12 protein-coding genes are annotated in these 17,250 nt (G+C 67.4%); 8 read left to right on the top strand and 4 right to left on the bottom strand.

The features are described 5' to 3' along the window. Positions 1-36: 36 nt before the first annotated feature. Complete coding sequence (gene tcuC / locus LJ656_RS21105; protein ID WP_230511299.1) at positions 37-1,338, bottom strand: MFS transporter; 1,302 nt, start codon at positions 1,336-1,338, stop codon at positions 37-39. A gap of 327 nt (positions 1,339-1,665) precedes the next feature. On the opposite strand from tcuC, the gene LJ656_RS21110 reads away from it, so the two are divergent. After that, the gene (locus LJ656_RS21110) at positions 1,666-2,190 is read left to right on the top strand and encodes a GNAT family N-acetyltransferase (RefSeq protein WP_230511365.1); all 525 of its coding nucleotides are present in this window, start codon (positions 1,666-1,668) and stop codon (positions 2,188-2,190) included. A 210-nt stretch (positions 2,191-2,400) separates the two neighbouring features. Next, a complete protein-coding gene (locus LJ656_RS21115; RefSeq protein WP_230511300.1) occupies positions 2,401-3,561 on the top strand; it encodes a hypothetical protein in 1,161 nt (386 codons plus the stop codon). A gap of 128 nt (positions 3,562-3,689) precedes the next feature. On the opposite strand, the gene LJ656_RS21120 is transcribed toward LJ656_RS21115, so the two are convergent. The 3 genes from LJ656_RS21120 to LJ656_RS21130 form a co-directional block, all read right to left on the bottom strand. After that, on the bottom strand, positions 3,690-4,415 hold the full coding sequence (locus LJ656_RS21120; RefSeq protein ID WP_230511301.1) for a DUF2968 domain-containing protein: 726 nt from the start codon (positions 4,413-4,415) through the stop codon (positions 3,690-3,692). A 276-nt stretch (positions 4,416-4,691) separates the two neighbouring features. Further along, complete coding sequence (locus tag LJ656_RS21125) at positions 4,692-6,248, bottom strand: type 1 glutamine amidotransferase (protein ID WP_230511302.1); 1,557 nt, start codon at positions 6,246-6,248, stop codon at positions 4,692-4,694. 157 nt (positions 6,249-6,405) lie between these two features. Beyond that, positions 6,406-8,163 (bottom strand): cation:proton antiporter, encoded by a 1,758-nt coding sequence (locus LJ656_RS21130; RefSeq protein WP_230511303.1) that lies wholly within the window; start codon positions 8,161-8,163, stop codon positions 6,406-6,408. A 480-nt stretch (positions 8,164-8,643) separates the two neighbouring features. Here LJ656_RS21130 and LJ656_RS21135 point away from each other — a divergent pair, with 480 nt between their 5' ends. The 6 genes from LJ656_RS21135 to LJ656_RS21160 all read left to right on the top strand — a co-directional run bounded on the left by LJ656_RS21135 (position 8,644) and on the right by LJ656_RS21160 (position 17,235). Continuing rightward, the gene (locus tag LJ656_RS21135) at positions 8,644-10,023 is read left to right on the top strand and encodes an amidase (protein WP_230511304.1); all 1,380 of its coding nucleotides are present in this window, start codon (positions 8,644-8,646) and stop codon (positions 10,021-10,023) included. A gap of 184 nt (positions 10,024-10,207) precedes the next feature. Beyond that, on the top strand, positions 10,208-10,717 hold the full coding sequence (locus LJ656_RS21140; RefSeq protein ID WP_230511305.1) for a disulfide bond formation protein B: 510 nt from the start codon (positions 10,208-10,210) through the stop codon (positions 10,715-10,717). 315 nt (positions 10,718-11,032) lie between these two features. Continuing rightward, positions 11,033-12,574 (top strand): xanthine dehydrogenase small subunit, encoded by a 1,542-nt coding sequence (xdhA, locus tag LJ656_RS21145; RefSeq protein WP_230511306.1) that lies wholly within the window; start codon positions 11,033-11,035, stop codon positions 12,572-12,574. Continuing rightward, entirely contained in the window at positions 12,574-14,994 is a 2,421-nt protein-coding gene (xdhB, locus tag LJ656_RS21150) for a xanthine dehydrogenase molybdopterin binding subunit (protein WP_230511307.1), read from the top strand. Before xdhA ends, xdhB begins: the two co-directional genes overlap by 1 nt. Before the next feature lie 92 nt (positions 14,995-15,086). Beyond that, positions 15,087-16,103 carry a xanthine dehydrogenase accessory protein XdhC gene (gene xdhC / locus LJ656_RS21155; RefSeq protein ID WP_230511308.1) on the top strand — a complete coding sequence of 339 codons (1,017 nt, stop codon included), beginning with the start codon at positions 15,087-15,089 and terminating at the stop codon, positions 16,101-16,103. Between the two features lie 70 nt (positions 16,104-16,173). Beyond that, the gene (locus tag LJ656_RS21160) at positions 16,174-17,235 is read left to right on the top strand and encodes an adenosine deaminase (protein ID WP_230511309.1); all 1,062 of its coding nucleotides are present in this window, start codon (positions 16,174-16,176) and stop codon (positions 17,233-17,235) included. The last annotated feature ends 15 nt before the right edge of the window (positions 17,236-17,250 follow it).

Consider the following 17,250-nt stretch of genomic DNA (forward strand, 5'->3'; position numbering starts at 1 on the left):
GGCGCGGCGCCGCGAGACGCCGCGGCACCACCGCCATCAAGCCGCCCGATACTGATTGCGCGACTCCGGCGTGCGATACAGGAACAACGTCGCGAGCAGACCGCAGATCGCCGCCACCCCGAGCACCAGACCCGGCGCCGCCTTGTTGTCGGTCACGTGAATCAGCAGGGTCGCGATGGCCGGCGTGAAACCGCCGATCGTCGTCGCCAGACTGTACGCGAGCGAGAAGCCGGCGGTGCGCACTTCGACCGGCATCACTTCGGTCAGCGCGACGACCATCGCGCCGTTATAGGAGCCGTACAGGAACGACAGCCACAGCTGCACCGCGAGCAGCCGCGCGAACGACGGCTCCGCGACCAGCCACTGCAGCGCCGGATACGCGGTGAGGATCGTCAGGACCGTGAACGCGAGCAGCACCGGGCGGCGGCCGATCCGGTCGGACAACGCGCCCGACAGCGGCAGCCAGATCAGATTCGAAATACCGACGCAGACCGTGACGATCAGCGTATCGATCGCGGAGAGCTTGAGCACCTCTTTGCCGAAGGTCGGCGTGTACGCGGTGATCATGTAGAACGACACGGTGGTCATGATCACCATCCCCATGCCGCCGAGCACGACCGGATAGTTCGCGGCCATCGACTTCATGATCTCGCCCATGCTCGGGCGATGCTTGCGCGCCTCGAACTCTTCGGTCTCCCGCAACGAACGGCGGATGATGAACAGGAACGGCACGATCAGGCAGCCGATCAGGAACGGCACGCGCCAGCCCCATGCGAACATCTGCTCGGCCGGCAGCGCCTTGTTCAGCGCCACGCCGATCAGCGCGGCGAACACGACCGCGACCTGCTGGCTGCCCGATTGCCACGAACAGTAGAAGCCCTTGTTGCCCTTGGTCGCGATCTCCGACAGATACACCGACACGCCGCCGAGTTCGACGCCGGCCGAGAAGCCTTGCAGCAATCGCCCGAGTAGCACCAGTACCGGCGCGAGCAGACCGATCGTCGCGTAGCCCGGGATCGCCGCGACCGTGAGCGTGCCGAGCGCCATCAGGCCCAGCGTCAGGATCAGGCCCTTGCGGCGGCCGTGATGGTCGATGTACGCGCCCAGCACGATCGCGCCGAGCGGACGCATCAGGAAGCCCGCGCCGAATACCGACAGCGACAGCATCAGCGACGCGAATTCGCTGCCGCTCGGGAAGTAGGTCTTGGCGATCGCCGAAGCGTAGTAGCCATAGACCATGAAGTCATACATCTCAAGAAAATTGCCGCTGACGACGCGGAAAACTGTCTTGAATTTGGATTCTTCCTTGACGGAAGCAGCGTGGGTCGCAGTCGACATGACACTCTCGGATGAGCCCACCGCCCGGTCGCGCGACCGACGCGGACCATGACGGTGTGGCAATTAAAACGATCTACTGCGTGTGGCAGACGGATGCCGGCACCGCGCGCGAGACGGGGACTTTGGGACTCGCGCCGGGGGCGCCGCATTCTGATGGGCAATGCGTCGAGCCGCTATCAGGGTAAACGCTGTGCGTCAGGCGGGACCGGTGCCACGTATGTTACTGCTGATAACGCTGTTGCGAAATACATACAGTTTGCTTACACAGGCTGCCGCCGGGCGGCACCATAGAGGACCGCGCAAGGCCACACCCAGTTGACGATGACGATGCAAACCACCCCCGCTCTTTCCTTGCGCCCCGCCACGCCCGCCGACGCCGCGTTGATCGCGTCGATTCACAGCGCAAGCTGGCAAGCCACTTACCGCGGGCTGTTGCCCGACGCTTTTCTCGACAGCGAAGTCAGCCGCGAACGCGCGGCCTACTGGGACGCGCGATTGCGCGCGCCGGGCGGCGAGCGGCGCATCGTGCTGCTGGCCGAGCTGGACGGCGAGCCGACCGGCTTCGTGTGCGTCGAGCGACAACCCGGCTCCGCGTGGGGCGTGCTGCTCGACAACCTGCATGCGCTGCCCGCCTACCAGGGGATCGGCGTCGGCCGCACGCTGATGCGCGCCGCCGAGGACTGGGCGCGCGCGCAAGGCGAAGCGCAGCTGTATCTGTACGTGCTCGAAGGCAATATCGCGGCGATCGGCTTTTACGAACGGCACGGCTGGCAGTTCGTCGGCGCCGAGCCGGACCATATGGGCGGCGTCGACATCACCGCATTGCGCTACGTGTACCGGTTCAAGCCCTGAGCACAGCGGCTTTTCGGGTCGCCGGACGACGCTGTCTCAAATACACGTTGCGACCTTTTCATGCAAGCTTTGGCTGAATTTTCGATTTAGTACGAATCTCGGCGCGCGTGTTTCGAGGCATTATTTTCGGCTGCCGGCAATTTCGTCGGTCTCCTATAGATTCCGTGACTGCCTCGCCGGTGGTTCTGTCACGGACACCGGAACAAGCCGATGTCCAGCACACCCCTCACCCTGATCGAAGGCGCTTATGCGCTGCCCCGCCTGCGTCCGCTCGAACGCTTGCCCGAGCCATTCGGGCGCGACTGGTCGTTTCTACCCACTGGAAAGCGCTGGCGCGAGGAACTCGAGTCGCTCTACGCCGCACTGTTGCGCACGGTCTGCATCGGCGAAGGCGGACTGCTGGGGTACGGGCAGTGGGTCACGTTCGACCACATGCGAGGCGGCGTGCAGCGGCTCGTGGCGGCGAAGCCGGCGAAATCAACGCGGCGCGGCGCGGCGCGTTCGGCCGCGCCGAAGCCGGTCGCACGAACTGCATCGTTCGATACCACCCGCAAGAACCCCCTTGGGCCCACGCGTATCCCGTTGAGGATTCGCACGCCCGGAACCGCGCGGCGGCGTGGGTCCTGGCAGCGGCGGGTGGTTGCGGCGGGCGTCGTCTGCGCGCTCGGTTGTGTCGCGCTGTTCGCGTGGCTGCGGCTCGCGCAACATGCCGATCAGACTCCGCGGCAGGTGGTCGAGGACATGCTCAAACCGCTGCAAACGCTGCTGGCGCGAGGCGATGCGCGGTCGCAAAAGCAGGACTCTCAAAACGATGCGGTCGCGCGGCAAGCAGCGGCGCCGGGCGGGACGGCCGCGCAGTCGCCCGGTGGCGCGGCGGTTCGCGCGGAGGTGGTGCCGTCAGTGCGGAAGCCGGATATGGCATCCGGGACTGCATCCGTGACCGCATCAGCGTCTTCGTCGACCGAAACGTCCACGTCTGTCGTAGCCTCCGCTCGAAACGCCGCGACGCCCACAGCACTCTCCTCCGATACCCGTTCTTCTTCCACGCGGCCGGTCGCCCGGATGGATACGCATCGGCCGGCCGCGGCTCGCTATGCCGCCAATTCGGCGTCGCATGGCAGCGGCTTCGCGCACGGTGCGTACGTGTCCGGACGGCCGGGCGCGAGCGCCGCGGCCAAACGCAACGCGATGCGCGCGCCGGATTGGCTCGGCACCGACGACTACGACAGCGTCACGATGTCCGCCGCGCTGCATCTGCTCGATCATGCCGCCCCCGCCCGGTCCAATGCCGTGCCGGCCAATAGCACCGAGTGGGCGAATCATCTGTCGCAACGGCGCGTGACCGAAATCCCCGACCGCTTCACCCGCTGAGCGGGGCGCGAAGCGCGATATTTCACGCGCTCGCATCCATCTTCGGATCGAAGCAACGCGCACAAAAAAGCCCGCCTGCCATCCACAGCCGGGCTTTTTGTCATTGACGCCGTTTGCCGTCGACCCCGTTATTTCTGTGACGGCAAACCGAGTTCGGTCTGTTGCTGCAACTGCATCACCTGGCTCTGCACCTCCCGCAATTGCGCCTGCGCCTTGTCCCGTTCGGCGCGCAGCGCGAGCGCCTCGCCGCGGGTCTGACGTTGATAGTCGTCGGCCTTCGCCTGCTGCGTGCGCGCGACGTCGAGATCGGCCTTCAATCGCTGCGCCTGCGTCTGCGACGTAGTGATGATCGCTTGCAGATACGCGTTCTGCGCCTGCAATTGCGTGCGCCGGATCTCGACGTCGGCGAGCTTTTCGGTCTGCCGGGCGAAATCGGCGTAAATCGCTTCCGCGCGTTCGGACGACGCCGAGCGAATCACGCGCCAGAAATGTTTATCCTGAAATAGCGCGACGTAATACGTCATCCGCGACGGATAGAAAAACAGACTCGCGCCATAGCTGCCGTTGTAGGTCGTACGCAATTCGCTCAGATTCGAGTCGTGAATCAGTTGCATCAGTTCGGCGACATCGCCGCGCGCGGTGCCGGACGCGCGGTCCGAATCCGCGCTTGCATCGACGGTGGCGGGCGCGCTGGCCGCGGCGTCCGGTTGCGGCGTCAATTCACTGACGGCCGGCCGGGTGCCGGCGCGCGGCGCGGTGCCGCCGTCCTGTGCCGCCAGCGCGCTGCCCGCATGGCACAGCGCATAGGTGCTCGCGATCAACATCGCGCGCCGGATGATCAACGGATACTTCATACAGCCTGCTCCACGCAAATCCAGAATAGCCCGCGATTATCGCGCGGATTTGCTGCGAGGCGAAGCAATTAACTGTTGTCTCTACGCACTTAAAATCGAGATAAAGCACCGGATTAACGCGGATATTAAGAATCGGGTTTATCTCGATTTTTTATCGCAAATTAACGGGCCAACAAACCACACCCGAGTCCTGAGTATTTTGAGAATAAGCGCGTCGCCGGCATAAAAAATAATGCCGGCGCGCATTGCACGCGCCGGCACTCTGCCCGATGTCGATTAAAACCGCGTTTCCCGCGCGACGCGCAGGAAGGTATCGAGCAGCGGCGTGCAATCGAGCAGTTCCGGGCCGCCCGCGCGGTGAAATTCCGGATGCCACTGCACGCCCATCACGAACGGCGCACGACGGTAGCGCACCGCCTCGATGATGCCGTCCGACGCCGACACCGCCTCGATGTTCAGATCGCGGCCGAGCGTCTTCACCGCCTGGTGGTGAATCGAGTTGACAATCGCATCGCGCCGTCCAGGGAACATGTTCAGCAGCGTCGAGCCGTCCGGGAAATGCACGCCGTGACGGTGCTGGTCGTAGTTCTCGTTGACGTGCGCGCCGGCGGTCGGCACGTCGGTCGCGATGTCCTGGTACAGCGTGCCGCCGAACGCGACGTTGATCAGCTGACAGCCGCGGCACACGCCCAGCACCGGCTTGCCCGACTCGATGAACTCATGTAGCAGTTCCAGCTCGTACATGTCGCGCACCCGGTCGCCGGGCCATTCGTGGCTGCTCGCCGCTTCCGCGTAGGTCTGCGGCGACACGTCGGCGCCGCCTTGCAGCAGCAGGCCGTCGAGATGCTTCGCGTAGTCGCGCAAACGGATATTGCTCGGGTGCAGCATGCCCTGATGACCGACGGTCGGAATCATGAACACCAGCACGTCGCGCGACATCACCCAGTGCGCGATCGATTCCTCCAGATACTGCAGCGTCTTGCCGCGCAGCCCCATCGCGCCAGGTTCCGGATGGAAGATCCGCGCCGACACGCCGATGCGCAGCGTGCGCTGCGTGATCCGCTGCCCCGCGCGATCGAACAGTTGCCGCGCGCGCGCCGCGATGATGCGGCCGAACACGCTCCACGCCGAATCGCTCTGGCGCAGATAGCGTGGCGGGGTCGGCGGCAACGCATTGGGCGGCGGCGGGTTGGCCGCGCTGAAATCGGGCGCCGCGCCGAAGCCGGGCGGCGGCGAGCCGGCCGCACGCGCGGTGGTGGCGGGGGCCTCGGTGGCGACGTCGACGTCCACAGCGCCGAACGGCGCCGACGCCGGGGAAATCGATACGTCCGCGGGCGGCTCGCTCACCAATGGGACGGGCTTCACTACCTGGGCCGGTTTCACCGCCGGCTCGAACTTCGCGCCGGTCGCGCCGGTGCCGGCCGACGTAGTGCCTGCCTGAGTACCCACATGAGCACCCGCACGAGCACCCGCCTGAGTGCCTGCCTGGGTACCCGGAATGCCCGCGTGGCTGCCGGCGCGCCGCGCGTCGCGCTCATGTACCGCCGCTTCCTGCCGCGCGGTGGATTCGGCAGCGGCGCTGCGCGCCTCGGCCGCATCGCGCAGGCGGGCCGAGCGGGGATCTTCGGGCGTCACCGACGACGCGCTCAGCGGATCGTCGGTCGACGAGCGCACGGTCGCCTCCTCGGTCGCGGCGTCTTTGGCCGGCGACCGGGTGGCGTCTTCATGCGAGGGAGGCAGTGCGGTGGCCGTGTTCGGCGCGCCGGTCGGCGTGGGTGTGGCTGCCGAGGGACTGCCGGTCGTGCCGGCGTTTTCGGGTTTGTTTTCGCTCATGACTGTCGGACTGGCGCCTTTCACGCGAACGAATGAATATGCCCTGATTATCCGCCAGCGCCGCGGGGCGGGCAAACGCGCACACAATTGCTCACATTGTTGCAGCAGTGCCGCGTCGCGGCTGCACGCGCTCGCCCGGAAGCCCGCTCACTCAAACTCAAGGATCCGGCTGTTCCTCGAACGTTTCGCGCAGCGCGATCTGCATCGACGCGTGAATCTTCACGCACCAGCGCCACACCAGCGCGAGCAGCACCGCCGCGCACACCAGCACGGCGACCAGCAGGCCGGTCGGCGGCAGGATGCTGCTCGACAGCGCGGCCACCAGCAGGAACACGCCGATCATCGACACGATCGGCACCACGTCGGCGATCGTGCGGCGCAACGCGCTGGTCAGGCGCCCGGCATTGCTCGGCTGCACGCTGACTTCGGCGAGCAGCAGCGCGAGCGATTTGGTCTTGCGATAGACCGCGACCAGGAACGGCAGCGACACGAACAGCGCGATGCTCCACTGCACGACCCGCTGCCACGAGCCGTCGGCGAGCCAGTGGCCGAGCAGCCGGCCGGTGTACGGCGCGCTATACGACACGGCGAGGAAGATCGCGGCGACGAACGCGAGATTCACCGCGATCTGCACGACGATCCGCCGCGTCATGCTGAACAGCGTCGGCTCGCCGGTCGCGGTGGTCAGGCTGCGCAGCCACTGCCCATACAGGCCGAACACGTTCGACAGCGTGTCGGGCATCACCCGCGCGATCTTGCGCGTGAGCGGATCGGCGACGCGGATCAGATACGGCGTGGTCAAAGTGGTCAGCGCCGACACCGCGACCGCGATCGGATACAGGAAGCCGCTCGTGACCTTCAGCGTGACGCCGAGCGATGCGATGATGAACGAGAACTCGCCGATCTGCGACACGGTCATGCCGACCCGCATCGAGGTACGCGCGTCGCGCCCGGCGAGGAAGGTGCCGAGCCCGCACGACACGATCTTGCCGACGATCACCGCGAACGTGATCAGCGCGATCGGCCATGCGTACTCGATCATCACGGCCGGGTTCAGCATCAGCCCGATGGTCACGAAGAAGATCGCGGAAAACGCGTCGCGCAGTGGCGCGATCAGATGTTCGATCCGGTGCAGATGGCGCGACTCGGCCATGATCGCGCCGATCAGGAACGCGCCGAGCGCGATGCTGTAATCGAGCTTGACGACCAGCAGACAGAAGCCGAAGCAGAAGCCGAGCACCGACACCAGCAGCATCTCGTCGCTGTGCGCGCGGGCCACGTAGTTCAGCGCGCGCGGCACCAGCAGCACGCCGACCAGCAGCGACACCATCATGAACAGCAGCAGCTTGCCGAGCGTAATCGCGGCGAGCCCGGCGCTCAGCTGGCCGGTCTGCGCGATGCCGGTCAGCAGCACCAGCATCGCGATGCCGAGAATGTCCTCGACGATCAGGATGCCGAACACCAGTTGCGCGAAGCCCTCGCGTTTCAGACCGAGATCGGACAGCGCCTTGACGATGATCGTGGTCGACGAGATCGCGAGAATCGCGCCGAGAAACAGCGAGTCCATCCGGCTCCAGCCGAACGCGCTGCCGATCTCGTAGCCAATCCACAGCATCAGCACGATCTCGGAGAGCGCCGCGACGATCGCGGTCGCGCCGACCTTGAACAGTTTGCGCAGACTGAATTCGAGCCCGAGCGAAAACATCAGGAACACCACGCCGAGTTCGCCGAGCGTCTGGATCGTCTGTTCGTCGTGGATCAGCTGGAACGGCGGCGTGTACGGTCCGATGATCACGCCGGCCGCGATATAGCCCAGCACCACCGGCTGCTTCATGCGATGGAACAGCACGGTGACGACGCCGGCCAGCGCCATCACGACGGCCAGATCCTGAATGAAGCCAATGCCCTGGTGCATGAACGCGTTCCTTACAGAAAGTAATGTGTCGTCGCAGTTTAACAAACGGATCGGCCGCGTCTGATTGTGCCCTGGTGAAATTCCGTGCAAAAGGCGGCCGCCACACGTGATGTGACGACCGCGTGCGGGCCGGTTTTCGACGGCCTCGACGCGTCGCAGATATCACCTTAATATTTCCCAAAATTTTCGAGACACGATCGAGGCACCAGCCACCCCAGTTCCCGCCCGACTCGCCCGCCGCCAGGCCGACAACCTGCTCCGATGACGTTCCCGCCAACCTGCCCGCTGTGCTTGCCGGCCGGGGCCCCGCCGATAGCAGACTTTTTGCTCATGCACCGCGCCGCCGTGCGCGCCCCGCGACGCGCGACGCGATCGACGCGTTCGACGCGATCGACGCGATCGGCAACGCGGTCGCTGCCGCTGTCGCTGCGTCAACGGGCTCATCCCTTCACTCGCTTCAACCGGATCCGAACGAACCTCATGGCCACTGAATTCGCCCCCTTCCCGCCGCTTGCCCAGCTTGCCGCCGATCTCGCCGCCGGCCGCACCACCAGCCGCGCGCTGGTCGAAACCGCACTCGAACGGATCGCCGATCCGGCCGGCCAGGGCGCGGCGGTCTTCATGCACGTCGACGCCGACGCCGCGCGCCGCGCCGCCGACGCGCACGACCGCCTGCGCGCAGCCGGCACCGTGCTGTCGCCGCTCGCCGGGATCCCGGTGTCGGTCAAGGATCTGTTCGACATCGAAGGCCAGCCGACCCGCGCCGGCTCGGCGGTGCTCGCCGACGCGCCGCCGGCCACCGCCGACGCGGTCGCGGTCGCCCGGCTGAAGCGCGCCGGCGCGGTACTGGTCGGGCGGACCAACATGAGCGAGTTCGCGTTCTCCGGGCTCGGCCTGAATCCGCACTACGGCCATCCGCTGTCGCCGTACCGGCGCGGCGTGACGGGCGACGAGCGGATTTCGGGCGGCTCGTCGTCGGGCGCGGCGGCCTCGGTCGCCGACGGCATGGCGGCGGTCGCGCTCGGCACCGACACCGGCGGTTCGATCCGCATCCCGGCCGCGCTGTGCGGGCTGACCGGCTTCAAGCCGACCGCCGCGCGAATTCCGAAACAGGGCGGCGTGCCGCTGTCGAGTACGCTCGATTCGTTCGGGCCGATCGGCGTGTCGGTCGCGTGCTGCGCGCTGGTCGACCGGATGCTCGCCGGGCTCGAGCCGCGCATCCCGGCCGCGCGGCCGCTCGAAGGGGTGCGCCTGGGCGTGCTGACCCATTACGTGACCGACGGCGTCGAGCCCGAGGTCGCGCGCGCAATCGATACCGCGCTCAAGCATCTGGAAGCGGCCGGCGCGATCGTCAGCGAAGTGCGCTTCGCGCCGCTCGACCGGCTGCCGGAGATCAACCGGATCGGCTTTTCGCCGATCGAGGCGTATGCGTGGCATCGGCCGTTGCTCGAACGCCATCGCGACCGGTACGACCCGCGCGTGCTGGTGCGCATTCTGAAAGGGCAGCCGGCCAGCGCGGTCGACTATCTGGACCTGCTGGCCGAGCGGCGGGCGATGCTCGACGAAGCCGCGCGCACGCTGTGGCAGCGCTTCGACGCAGTGGTCGCGCCGACCGTGCCGGTGGTGCCGCCGCGCCTCGCCGACCTGCTGCACGACGACGACGCGTTCGGCCGCACCAATGCGCTGATCCTGCGCAATCCGAGCGCGTTCAACTTCCTCGACAGCTGCGCGCTGTCGCTGCCGTGCCATCTGCGCGGCGATGCGCCGGTCGGGCTGATGCTGGCGGGCGCGCCGCACGCGGACGACGCGCTGCTGGCAATCGGGCGGGCGGCCGAGGCGGTGTTGAACGCGATCCGGTGAGCGGAGCGGGGTTCGCGGCGAGCGGCAACGCGCGCGGTTAGCGGTTAGCGGCAAGCGGCAAAGCGCGGCCGCACTACGGCATTTCGGCCCGCGCCGGAATCGTCTGCCGATACGCGGCCGCGCGGGCGTTCGCGCTAGAATCGCGGGCACCCGCTCTCACCGTTTCGAGATAACCCGACGACCCATGAACAACGATTCCGCGATGCTGCGCCGCGAGCGCTCCCTGCTGGTTCTGCTCGGCCTGATCTGCGTCGCCCTGGTGGGCGGCGCGCTATACCTGCAGTTCGTCAAGCACGAAGACCCGTGCCCGCTGTGCATCATCCAGCGCTACTTCTTCCTGCTGATCGCGATCTTCGCGTTCCTCGGCTCGCGCTTTCACAACTGGCGCGGGGTGCGCGTGCTCGAACTGCTGGCCGCGCTGTCGGCGCTCGCCGGCATCGTGACCGCCGCGCGCCACGTGTACGTGCAGGCGAATCCCGGCTTCAGCTGCGGCTTCGACGCGCTGCAACCGGTCGTCGATAGCCTGCCGCCCGCGCACTGGCTGCCGAGCGTGTTCAAGGTCGCCGGCCTGTGCGAGACCCCCTATCCGCCGATTCTCGGCTTGTCGCTGCCGATGTGGTCGCTGGTCGGCTTCGTGGTCGCGTTTGCGGCGCTCGCGCTGAGTCTGGTGCGCAACCGCCGCCGGGTCGGCTAACGCGGTTTGAAAAAACGGGCGAATCCGTGCGCGGGTGGAGCGCCGGATTCACCGCGATGTTGTCCGCCGCCGTTCCCCGCCGCCGTTCCCCGCCTCCGATGCGCGCCGCCCTCTCCTTCCCCGCAACTTCCCGCCGCCGCGCGAATCGTACGAGCATCATGACCGCCGCCGCATGAGCTTCATGCGGCGCGGAAAATATTTTCGGCCCGGCGTAGTGCTATCGTCGGGTCTGGATGGCGATCTACGTGCGCGAGGCCAGCGTCAAGCGGCCCCCTGCGTAACGCGCGCCCGGTCCGCACTGTCTTCCGATTCGCCATGACAACGCAAACCATCCGCTTCTATCACCAGGGGTCCGTCCGCGAGGTCGCGGGCGTCCCGGCGACGCGCACCGTGCTCCAGCACCTGCGCGAGGATCTGCGCTGCACGGGCACCAAGGAAGGCTGCGCGGAAGGCGATTGCGGCGCCTGCACGGTCGTCGTCGGCGAACTCGATGCGCGCGGCGGCCTCGCGCTGAAAGCGGTCAATGCGTGCATCCAGTTCCTGCCGACGCTCGACGGCCGCGCCCTCTTCACCGTCGAAGACCTGCGCGGCGCGAACGGCGCGCTGCATCCGGTCCAGCAGGCGCTGGTCGACTGTCACGGTTCGCAATGCGGCTTCTGCACGCCCGGCTTCGCGATGTCGATGTGGGCGCTGTACGAAAACCAGCCCGCCGGCGCCGGCCTGCCGACCCGCGATGAAATCAACGCCGCGCTGTCCGGCAATCTGTGCCGCTGCACCGGCTACCGGCCGATCGTCGAGGCCGCGCAGAAAATGTTCGATTACACGCGGCATCCGCGCGTCGCACTCGAGCGCGACGCGCTCGTCGCGACGCTGCGCACGCTGCAACGCGCGGACACTTTCGAATACCGCGCGCCGGATGTGCGCGGCGCCGCGTTCGGCTCCCCCGCCTTCTACGCCCCCGTCTCGCTCGATGCGTTCGCGACGCTGCGCGCGCAGCACCCGGACGCGCGCATCGTCGCGGGCAGCACCGATGTCGGGCTGTGGGTCACCAAGCAGTTCCGCGAACCCGGCGAGCTGCTGTACACCGGCAACGTCGCCGAGCTGAAAACGGTCGCGCGCGACGCGCAGATGCTGACCATCGGCGCGGCCGCCACCCTCGAAGACGCGTTCGCCGCGCTCACCGCCGACTACCCCGAACTCGCCGAACTGTGGACCCGCTTCGCGTCGCGGCCGATCCGCAATGCCGGCACGCTCGGCGGCAACGTCGCGAACGGCTCGCCGATCGGCGACTCGATGCCGGCGCTGCTCGCGCTCGACGCCGAGCTCGTGCTGCGCCGCGAACGCACGAGCCGCACGCTGCCGCTCGATGCGTTCTACGTCGGCTATCAGAAGAGCGCGCTGCGCGCCGGCGAATTCGTCGCCGCGTTGCGCGTGCCGCGCCCGGCCGGCACGCTGCGCTTTCGCACCTACAAGGTGGCCAAGCGCTACGACCAGGACATCTCGGCGGTATGCGCGGCGTTCGCGCTGCACATCGGCGACGATCGCACGATCCGCGCGGCCCGCGTCGCGTTCGGCGGGATGGCCGCGACGCCGAAGCGCGCCGCGCACGCCGAAGCGGTGCTCGACGGCGCAAGCTGGGACGAAGCCACCGCGCGCCGCGCGATGGACGCGCTCGCCGCCGACTATCAGCCGCTCACCGACATGCGCGCATCGAGCGCGTACCGGCTGAAGGTCGCGCGCAATCTGCTGTGGCGCTTCTACCTCGAAACGCGCGACGACGCGCCGCTCGCGCTGTGCGACGTCAACGCGTTCGCATTCGAAGCCGACGCGGCGGCTATCGCGAAGGAGGTGCCGTGATGAACCGCACCGATGTGTTTGTCGAAGAACGTGCCGGGACCGGACCGGCGCCACGCGCCGTCGAAACGAACGACGCCGCCATCGGCGTGCCGCTGCCGCATGAATCGGCCGAACTGCACGTGAGCGGCGAAGCGACCTACACCGACGACATCGCCGAGGCGCACGGCACGCTGCACGCGGCGCTCGGTCTGTCGCGCCACGCGCATGCGCGCATCGTATCGATGGATCTCGACGCGGTGCGCAACGCGCCAGGCGTGATCGCGGTACTGACCGCCGACGACATCCCCGGCGAGAACAATTGCGGCCCGGTGCTGCACGACGACCCGATCCTCGCGGACGGCATCGTGCAGTACCTGGGCCAGCCGGTCTTCGCGGTCATCGCCGAGACGCACGAACTCGCGCGCCGCGCGGCCGCGCTCGCGAAAAGCGACGACGTGGTCCGCTACGAACCGCTCGAAGCGATCCTGACCGCGGCGCAGGCGAAAGCGGCCAAGCAGTTCGTGCTGCCGCCGCTGCATCTGCGGCGCGGCGACCCCGATGCGAAAATCGCCGCCGCGCCGCATAGGCTGCAAGGCACGTTCGAAGTCGGCGGCCAGGAACAGTTCTATCTCGAAGGCCAGATCGCGTACGCGCTGCCGAAGGAAATGGACGGCATGCTGGTCTACAGCTCGACGCAGCATCCGAGCGAAATGCAGCAGGTGGTCGCGCATATGCTCGACTGGCCCGCGCACAGCGTTGTATGCGAGTGCCGGCGGATGGGCGGCGGCTTCGGCGGCAAGGAATCGCAGTCGGCGCTGTTCGCGTGCGTGGCCGCGCTCGCCGCGCAGCGCACGAAGAGGCCGGTCAAACTGCGTGCCGATCGCGACGACGACTTCATGATCACCGGCAAGCGCCACGACGCGGTCTACGAGTACGAAGCGGGCTTCGACGAACGCGGGCGCCTGTCAGGCGTGCACGTCGAGATCGCGTTGCGCGCCGGCTATTCGGCGGACCTGTCGGGCGCGGTCGCAACGCGCGCGGTATGCCACTTCGACAACGCGTACTATCTCGCCGACGTCGATATCGTCGCGCTGTGCTGCAAGACCAATACGCAGTCGAACACCGCGTTTCGCGGCTTCGGCGGACCGCAAGGCGCGCTCGTGATGGAAGTGCTGCTCGACGGCATCGCGCGGCAATTGCAAATCGATCCGCTCGACGTGCGGCTCGCGAATTACTACGGCGTCGGCGAACGCGATACGACGCCGTACGGGCAGCGCGTCGACGACAACATCCTCGCGCCGCTCACCGACGCGCTGCTCGACACCAGCGACTACCGCGCGCGCCGCGCGGCACTCGCCGCGTTCAACGCGCGCAGCCCGGTTCTGAAGCGCGGGATCGCGCTGACGCCGGTCAAGTTCGGTATTTCGTTCAACGTACCGTTCCTGAACCAGGCCGGCGCGCTCGTGCACGTGTACAAGGACGGCTCCGTGCTCGTCAATCACGGCGGCACCGAAATGGGCCAGGGGCTCAACACGAAGGTCGCGCAAGTGGTCGCGAACCAGTTCGGCCTGCCGCTCGCGCGGGTCCGGGTGACGGCCACCGATACGTCGAAGGTCGCCAATACGTCGGCGACCGCCGCGTCGACCGGCAGCGATCTGAACGGCAAGGCCGCCGAAGACGCCGCGCAAAAGATTCGCGCGCGGCTCGCCGAACTCGCGGCGAAGCTGCTCGGCGGCAGCGCGGCCGACGTGCAGTTCGCCCATGGCAGCGTGAGTGTGAACGGCGGCGCGATGCCGTTCGGACAACTGGTCAACGCCGCGTATCTGGCGCGCGTGCAGTTGTGGTCGGACGGCTTTTACGCGACGCCGAAAGTGCATTGGGACGCGCAGACGCTGACCGGCCATCCGTTCTATTACTTCGCGTATGGCGCGGCGGTATCGGAAGTCGTGATCGATACGCTGACCGGCGAATGGAAGCTGCTGCGCGTCGACGCGTTGCACGACGCCGGCCAGTCGATCAATCCGGCGATCGATCTGGGCCAGGTCGAAGGCGGCTTCATTCAGGGGATGGGCTGGCTCACCAGCGAAGAACTATGGTGGAATCGCGACGGCCGGCTGATGACGCACGCGCCGTCGACGTACAAGATTCCGGCCGTCAGCGACACGCCCGCCGCGTTTTACGTTCGTCTCTACGAAAATAGTAACGTCGAGCCGACCGTGTTCCGCTCGAAGGCGGTCGGCGAGCCGCCGCTGCTGCTGCCGTTCTCGGTATTGCTGGCGCTTCGCGATGCGATCGCCGCCGCGGTGCCGGGCGCCAAAGCTGCTCCGCCATTGCGGGCGCCGGCGACACCGGAAGCGATACTCGATGCGCTGGACGCGCTGCGGGACTTACCGGACGCAAACACCGCGGCGCCGCCAGCGGCCAACCCCCTGACTGACTGAATAAACGACCGACCCGACGCGACACGACCGCCGAAGGCCAGAACAACCCGCCGCCCGGACACCCCGCGCGGCCCCGCATGGAGAAACGCCGGATGCAAGCCTGGCTCACTGACCTGCAACACCTGCTCGCGCACGGCGACGCCGCCGTGCTGGTGACGGTCGCGCGCGCCGAGGGCTCGGCGCCACGCGAAGCGGGCACCAAGATGATCGTCACGCGCGAAGCGGCCCGCCACACGATCGGCGGCGGCCATCTCGAATGGAAAGCGATCGAGACCGCCCGCCAGGTGCTGCGCGACGGCATGCGCGCGCCGCAGATGCGCCGGCTCGAACGCTTCGCGCTCGGCCCGAGTCTCGGCCAGTGCTGCGGCGGCGCGGTGATCCTCGCGTTCGAGCGGCTCGACGTCGGCGATCTCGGCTGGATCGCGTCGCTCGCGAAGCGGCTCGCCGCCGGCCAGGCGACGGTGCGTAGCGTATCATTCGGCCCCGCGCCGGATCCGGTGATGCTGTCCGAGCCCGAGCCTGGCGTCGAAACCGCCGATTGCCTGCTATGGGACGGCGCCGGTTTCGACGACAGCAGCGCGCTGCTGACCGAGACGATCGCGCCGGCCGAATTCCCGCTCGTGCTGTTCGGCGCCGGCCACGTCGGCGCGGCGCTGGTGCGCGTGCTCGCCACCTTGCCGTGCACGGTGCGCTGGGTCGACGAACGCGACGCGCAGTTTCCGCCGCCGGAGAGCTTGCACGCGCCGAACCTGACGATCGACGCGAACGACGCACCCGATGAAGCGATCGATCAGGCCGCGCCGAACACGTACTTCGTCGTGATGACGCATAACCACACGCTCGACCTCGAACTCGCCGAGCGGATCCTGCGGCGCGGCGACTTCGCGTTCTTCGGGATGATCGGCTCGCACACCAAGCGCAAGCAGTTCGAGCACCGGCTTGCCGCGCGCGGCATCGATCCGGCGCAGATCGCGCGCATGAAGTGTCCGCTCGGCGTCGACGGCATCGTCGACAAGGCGCCCGAGGTCATCGCGATTTCGGCGGCCGCGCAGTTGCTGCAGGCGGTCGAAGCGAACGCGGGCGCGCGGCGCGTGAGCCAGCCGGTGTGACGCGCGGCCCCGCGCAACCTCGCGCCATCCTCTGCGCATTCAACAACTAACTACAGCACTCCCGACCGCCATGACCACGACAATCACGACAACCGCTACCCCGCTCTCGCTCGCCGAGAAAACCGCGCGCGCGCCGAAGGCCGAACTGCACATCCACATCGAAGGTTCTCTGGAGCCTGAACTGATTTTCGCGCTCGCGCAGCGCAACGGCGTAAAGCTCGCGTACGACTCGGTCGACGCGCTGCGCGCCGCCTACGCGTTCACCGATCTGCAATCGTTCCTCGACATCTACTACGCGGGCGCGAGCGTGCTGCTGCACGAGCAGGACTTCTACGACATGACGATGGCTTATGTGGAACGGTGCCTGGCCGACAACGTGATCCACAGCGAAATCTTCTTCGACCCGCAGACCCACACCGAGCGCGGCGTGCGGATCGCGACCGTGGTGGCCGGGATCGAGCGCGCGCTCGCCGACGCGGAAAAGCGCGGGATGTCGAGCAAGCTGATCCTGTGCTTCCTGCGCCATCTGTCGGAAGAAGACGCGCTCGCGACCTTCGACGAAGCGTTGCCGCTATTCGAGCAGTACAAGCACCGGCTGATCGGCGTCGGTCTCGATTCGTCGGAGCGCGGCCATCCGCCGTCGAAGTTCGAGCGGGTGTTCGCGAAGGCGCGCGCGCTCGGCCTGAAGCTGGTCGCGCACGCGGGCGAGGAAGGCCCGCCGTCGTACATCTACGAAGCGCTCGACGTGCTGAAGGTCGACCGCGTCGATCACGGCGTGCGCAGCATCGAGGACCCGGCGCTCGTCACGCGCCTTGCCGACACGCGCGTCGCGCTGACCGTGTGCCCGCTGTCGAACCTGAAGCTATGCGTGTTCGACGACCTGACCAAACACACGCTGAAGGACCTGCTCGATCACGGCGTCGCGGTGACCGTCAATTCCGACGATCCGGCTTACTTCGGCGGCTACGTGAACGCGAACTATCTGGCCACGATCGACGCGCTGAAGCTCGACGACGCCGAGGTCTACACGGTCATCCGCAACGGCTTCGAGGCGTCGTTCGTGACGCCCGAGGAACGCGACATGCTGATTGCAAAGCTGGACGCGAGCTGGCGGCAGAACGGCCCGCACTGACGGGCAGCAACCGGC

Origin of the sequence: Paraburkholderia sejongensis, assembly GCF_020880815.1 — a bacterium.
GTDB lineage: Bacteria > Pseudomonadota > Gammaproteobacteria > Burkholderiales > Burkholderiaceae > Paraburkholderia > Paraburkholderia sejongensis.

Excerpts from the sequence above, each read along its gene's own strand:
- xdhB (WP_230511307.1), top strand. The coding sequence starts at position 12,574 with ATGAACCGCACCGATGTGTTTGTCGAAGAACGTGCCGGGACCGGACCG.
- LJ656_RS21130 (WP_230511303.1), bottom strand. The coding sequence starts at position 8,163 with ATGCACCAGGGCATTGGCTTCATTCAGGATCTGGCCGTCGTGATGGCG.
- LJ656_RS21110 (WP_230511365.1), top strand. The coding sequence starts at position 1,666 with ATGCAAACCACCCCCGCTCTTTCCTTGCGCCCCGCCACGCCCGCCGAC.
- LJ656_RS21160 (WP_230511309.1), top strand. The coding sequence starts at position 16,174 with ATGACCACGACAATCACGACAACCGCTACCCCGCTCTCGCTCGCCGAG.
- LJ656_RS21115 (WP_230511300.1), top strand. The coding sequence starts at position 2,401 with ATGTCCAGCACACCCCTCACCCTGATCGAAGGCGCTTATGCGCTGCCC.
- xdhA (WP_230511306.1), top strand. The coding sequence starts at position 11,033 with ATGACAACGCAAACCATCCGCTTCTATCACCAGGGGTCCGTCCGCGAG.
- LJ656_RS21135 (WP_230511304.1), top strand. The coding sequence starts at position 8,644 with ATGGCCACTGAATTCGCCCCCTTCCCGCCGCTTGCCCAGCTTGCCGCC.
- tcuC (WP_230511299.1), bottom strand. The coding sequence starts at position 1,338 with ATGTCGACTGCGACCCACGCTGCTTCCGTCAAGGAAGAATCCAAATTC.
- xdhC (WP_230511308.1), top strand. The coding sequence starts at position 15,087 with ATGCAAGCCTGGCTCACTGACCTGCAACACCTGCTCGCGCACGGCGAC.
- LJ656_RS21125 (WP_230511302.1), bottom strand. The coding sequence starts at position 6,248 with ATGAGCGAAAACAAACCCGAAAACGCCGGCACGACCGGCAGTCCCTCG.
- LJ656_RS21120 (WP_230511301.1), bottom strand. The coding sequence starts at position 4,415 with ATGAAGTATCCGTTGATCATCCGGCGCGCGATGTTGATCGCGAGCACC.
- LJ656_RS21140 (WP_230511305.1), top strand. The coding sequence starts at position 10,208 with ATGAACAACGATTCCGCGATGCTGCGCCGCGAGCGCTCCCTGCTGGTT.